Here is a 4865-nt window from a genome sequence, read left to right as displayed (position 1 = left end):
GGGCCGGCGCCGGGGGAGCCGGCCTGGCCGGCCAGGGCGCGGCGGCGGGCGGCCAGGCCATAGAGGCGCGGCCCCACCAGCGCCACCAGCGCCAGGACCAGGATGCAGACCGAGACAGGGCGGGTGACGAAGGTGGACCAATCGCCCTGGCTGATGGTCAGGGCCTGGCGCATCGCCTGCTCCGCCATGGGGCCCAGGATCATGCCGATGACCACGGGCGCGGTGGGGAAGTCGAAGCGCCGCATGAACATGGCGATGACGCCCAGCGTGTAGAGGATCACGAGATCCACCACGCTGTTGCTGATGCCGTAGGTGCCGATGGTGGCGAAGACCAGGATGCCGGCATAGAGCTGCGGCTGCGGGATCTTCAGGATGCGGGCCCAGAGCCCCACCAGCGGCAGGTTCAGCACCACCAGCATCACATTGGCGATGTAGAGGGATGCGATCAGCGTCCAGACCAGGTCGGCCTGGGCGGTGAAGAGCAGCGGCCCCGGCTGGATGCCATAGGACTGGAAGGCCGAGAGCATGATGGCGGCGGTGGCGGAGGTGGGCAGGCCCAGCGTCAGCATCGGCACCAGGATGCCGGCGGCGGCGGCGTTGTTGGCCGCCTCCGGCCCCGCCACACCCTCGATGGCGCCGGTGGTGCCGAATTCTCTGCGGAACTGCGGCCGCACCAGCTTCCGCTCGAAGTAATAGCTCAGCATGGTCGGCATCTCGGTGCCGCCGGCGGGCATGACGCCGAAGGGAAAGCCCAGCAGCGCGCCACGGAACCAGGGGCCGGCCGAGCGCTTCCAGTCGCTCCCGCTCATCGAAAGGCGGCCGACCTCGCGTACCGTGGCGGCCTCGTTGTTGTAGCGCCAGGCAAGGTAGAGCGTCTCGCCCACCGCGAAGAGGGCCACGGCCACCAGCACCACGTCCGTGCCGTCCAGCAATTCGATGACGCCGAAGGTCAGGCGCGGCTGGCCGGTCTGCAGGTCGATGCCGATCAGCCCCAGCATCAGCCCCAGCCCCAGCGAGGCGAGGCCACGCAGCGCCGAGCCGCCCAGCACGGCCGAGACGGTGACGAAGCAGAGCACCATCAGCGAGAAATATTCCGCCGGCCCCAGCTTCAGCGCCAGGTCCACGACAATGGGGCCGAGGAAGGAGATGCCGAGCGTGCCGATGGTGCCGGCCACGAAGCTGCCCACCGCCGCGGTATAGAGCGCGGGCCCGGCGCGGCCGTTGCGGGCCATCTTGGCGCCTTCCAGCGCGGTGATGATGGAGCCCGATTCGCCCGGCGTGTTCAGCAGGATGGAGGTGGTGGAGCCGCCATACATGGCGCCGTAGAAGACGCCGCAGAAGAGAATGAAGGCGCCCGTCGCCGAGACCTTGAAGGTGATGGGCAGCAGCAGCGCGATGGTCAGCGCCGGGCCGATGCCCGGCAGCACGCCGATGGCGGTGCCCAGGAAACAGCCCAGCAGCGCCCAGCCCATGTTGGTGAGCGTGAGCGCATTGCCGAAGCCGAGGGCGAGCCCGGACCAGACATCCATGGTTCTACAGAATCCCTTCCAGGATGCCGGCGCCGATATCGACGCCCAGCAGCTTGTCGAAGGCCAGGAAGGCGCCAAGCGAGACGGCCAGCCCGATCAGCACGTCCCGCAGCAGGTTGCGGCTGCCGAAGCCGGCGGAGACCAGCGCGAACTGCACCGTGGCGGCGAAAACAAAGCCCAGCGTGTCGATCAGCACGAGATTGGCGACCAGCCCCGCGCCCACCAGCCCGATGGCGCGCCAGTTGGTGGGCGGCGCGTCGCGCACCTCCTCCATCCCGGCCGACCAGCCGCCGCGCAGCGCCTGCACCACCAGCCCGGCACCGATCAGCGCCACCAGGGCCCCCACCAGGTAGGGCACGAACTTCGGCCCGACCTGCGCATAGAGCGGCGTGGCCGGGATGATGCTGGCCTGCCAGAGGCAGAGCAGCCCCAGCAGCACCACAAAGACCCCGACCGCGAGGTCGGGGCCGGCCCCGGGCTTCAGCAAGCCCGTCCTTGGTTCACTCACGCCATCCCCCTTGTCTCAGGCCGGCCCTGGGCCCGCCGGGGCCGGCTGTTCCGCGGCTCAGACCAGGCCGACTTCCTTGAGCACGGTGGCCGTGGCGGCCTCGTCCTCCTTCAGGAAGTTCGTGAAGGCCTCGCCCGCCAGGAAGGCACGGTCCCAGCCCTGGCGCTCGCACATCTCCCGCCAGCCCGGGGCGGCATCCAGGTCGGTCAGGAACTTCACCATCTTCTCGCGGTCCGCCGGCTTCATGCCGGGCGGGCCGAAGACGCCGCGCCAGTTGCCCATGACGATATCGACGCCGCTTTCCTTCAGCGTCGGCACGCCTTCCAGGCTGGTCTTGTCGCCGGTGGTGGCCAGGGCGCGCATGCGGCCAGCCTTCACCTGCTCGGCGAATTCGGAGATGCCGGAGATGCCGGCCTTGACCTGGGCGCCCAGGATGGCGGCCTGGGCCGGCCCGCCGCCGGCGAAGGCGACATAGGAGGCATCCTTGGCCGAGCGGCCCTGCGACTTCAGCAGCAGGCCCAGGATGATGTGGTCGATGCCGCCGGCGCTGCCGCCGGCCACCGAGGTGGCGCCGGGGTTGTCCTTCAGTGCCGCCAGCAGGCCCTTGATGTCCTTGATGTCGCTGTTGGCGGGCACCACGATCACGCTGGGCTCGGTGGTCATGCGCGCCAGCGGCGTGGTGTCCTTCAGCCCGACAGGGGAGCGGTTGGCCAGCACCGCGCCGACCATGATGGCGCCGCCCACCATGATGGCGTCGCCACGGCCGCGCCGCTGCGCCACGAAGCGCGGCAGGCCCACGGTGCCGCCGGCGCCGCCCACATTCTCGAACTGGAAGGTGCCCACCATGCCGGCCTGGCGCGCCACCTGCTCGATGGCGCGGCCGAGCCCGTCCCAGCCGCCGCCGGGGCCGGCGGGGATGAAGACGTTCAGGGAAGGAAACACCTCCTGCGCCCGCGCGGTGGAGGAAAACAGCGGCAGGCCCAGGGCCGCGCCGGCAGCGGCCAGGGCGGCGGTGGACAGGAGTTGACGACGGGCCAGCATTGTTCGGTTTCCTCCGGCGCATTGATTCTGGTGAGTGTCAGGTTGCGCGAAGAACACGCTCCGGGCAAATGGCAATCAAGCAACCTTGCACACCCTTGCACCAAGCCGGGTGGCCCGCCCATGGTGCAGTGCGGGGGCAGGGATCTGGATGCGTATCTGGCTTGCAGTGGGATGTGTGCTGGCGCTGTTGGGAGCGCCGGAATCGCCGGGCTTTGCCCAGCGGGCGGGTGGCGCCGCGCCGGTGGGGCCCCGCAACGCGGCCCCGGCGCAGCCGCGCCAGGCGCAGGAGCGGACCTTTTTCCTGGCCAATGAGCTGGGCCTCGCGCTGCACGAGCTTTATGTCACCCCCACCGGCAGCGTGGAGCCGGGCACCGACCTGCTGGGCGCCGAGACGCTGCCCAATGGCGCCACGCTGCGCGTCTCGCTGGGGCGGCAGTCGCTCTGCCTTTTCGATCTGCGCGTGGTGCTGGCCGATGGCACTTCCCAGGAGAAGCGCGGGGCGGATATCTGCCGGAACAGCCGCGTCACCTTCGGCGATCCGAATCTGCCGCTGCGGGAGGCGGTGGTGGAGAATGCCACCGACCTGACCCTGCGCGAGCTTTATGCCATTCCCTCCGCCAGCCGGCGGAATTCCACCGAAAGGGGCGCGGACCGGCTGACCGCCGAGGTGCTGGGGCCGGATTCCACCTTCGACCTGCGCCTCGGCCGGGTGCGCGACTGCGTCTACGACCTGATCGGCGTCTTTGAGGACGATTCGGTGGAGGAAAAGCCGCGCCAGGACATCTGCCGCCGCGGCCGCGTGGTCTTCGGCGACCCTTCCGTCCCGCGGCGGGAGCTGGAGGTGGCCAATGGCGCCGGGCGGGTGATGCGCAGCCTGCTGGCCGCCCCGCCGCTGGAGCCGGGCGAGACGCGCAGCCAGGAGCAGTGGGGGCCGGACCGCCTGGCCGGCGCCACGCTGGAGGCCGGCGACACCTTCCCGATGCGCCTGCGCAACCGTGCCTGCCAGGCCGACCTGCGCGCCACCTATGACGACGACAGCGTCGAGGAGAAGCGCGGGGTGGAGCTGTGCAGCGGCACCGGCCGCGTGCTCTTCGACGGCAGCGGCATCGCGCGGCAGCCGGAGCGCGCCTTTGTGCTGGTCAACCGCCACAGCGCGGCGGTGGAGGAGGTCTATGCCTCCGGCACCAACGATGCCGAATGGGGCGATGACAGGCTGACCGGAACGCTGGAGCGCGGCGGGCGGCAGGAGGTGGTGCTGCAGGGCGGCTGCGAGATCGACCTGCGCATCGTCTTCGGCAATGGCAGCGCGGAGGAGCGGCGCGGCATCGACATCTGCGCCACCCAGTTGATCGTGCTGCGCCCCGACTGGGTGCTGGCCGAGAAGCTGGACCGCAACCCGGGCCCTATCGAGCGCGCCCCGCCGCGCGAGGGCAGCGTGCGGCTGCGCAACACCGGCCCCGCGCCCATCGTGGAGCTTTATGTGGCGCCCGAGGGCGCGCCGCGCGGCCCTGACCGCCTCGGCGCCACCGTGCTGGGGCAGGGGGAGGCGCTGGACTTCCAGCCGCCCGAGGGCGTCGGCTGCATCGCCACGCTTTCCGCCACCTTCCGTGACGGGCGGGAGATTTCCCGCCCCGGCTTCAACCTGTGCTCCGGCGCCGAGGTGGCCCTGCCATGATGCCCAGCCTGAAGACCTTCCGCGTTGCCGCCGCGCTGCTGCTGGCGCTGCCCCTCGCGGCCCCGGCCGGGGCGCAGCAGCCGGCGCCGCCCGCCATCCAGGCCCCGGTGCC

Annotated in this window: 4 protein-coding genes; 1 reads left to right on the top strand and 3 read right to left on the bottom strand. The window is 71.0% G+C overall.

Going from position 1 to position 4865, the window contains the following annotated elements:
- The 3 genes from IBL25_RS24440 to IBL25_RS24430 form a co-directional block, all read right to left on the bottom strand.
- Window positions 1-1529: tripartite tricarboxylate transporter permease (locus tag IBL25_RS24440; protein ID WP_202986880.1), on the bottom strand; the 1529-nt coding region annotated here is incomplete at its 3' end.
- Between the two features lie 4 nt (window positions 1530-1533).
- Complete coding sequence (locus tag IBL25_RS24435; protein WP_367615686.1) at window positions 1534-2037, bottom strand: tripartite tricarboxylate transporter TctB family protein; 504 nt, start codon at window positions 2035-2037, stop codon at window positions 1534-1536.
- A 57-nt stretch (window positions 2038-2094) separates the two neighbouring features.
- Window positions 2095-3078 (bottom strand): Bug family tripartite tricarboxylate transporter substrate binding protein, encoded by a 984-nt coding sequence (locus IBL25_RS24430; RefSeq protein ID WP_187781069.1) that lies wholly within the window; start codon window positions 3076-3078, stop codon window positions 2095-2097.
- Between the two features lie 148 nt (window positions 3079-3226).
- Between IBL25_RS24430 and IBL25_RS24425 the strand changes: the two genes are divergently transcribed.
- Window positions 3227-4753 (top strand): hypothetical protein, encoded by a 1527-nt coding sequence (locus tag IBL25_RS24425; RefSeq protein WP_187781068.1) that lies wholly within the window; start codon window positions 3227-3229, stop codon window positions 4751-4753.
- Window positions 4754-4865: the final 112 nt, after the last annotated feature.

It is taken from the genome of Pseudoroseomonas ludipueritiae (assembly GCF_014490445.1).
Taxonomy (GTDB): Bacteria; Pseudomonadota; Alphaproteobacteria; order Acetobacterales; family Acetobacteraceae; genus Pseudoroseomonas; species Pseudoroseomonas ludipueritiae.
Note: the sequence above shows the minus strand (reverse complement) of the source record. Positions and strands in the feature narration are given on the sequence as shown.

Excerpts from the sequence above, each read along its gene's own strand:
- IBL25_RS24430 (WP_187781069.1), bottom strand. The coding sequence starts at position 3,078 with ATGCTGGCCCGTCGTCAACTCCTGTCCACCGCCGCCCTGGCCGCTGCC.
- IBL25_RS24425 (WP_187781068.1), top strand. The coding sequence starts at position 3,227 with ATGCGTATCTGGCTTGCAGTGGGATGTGTGCTGGCGCTGTTGGGAGCG.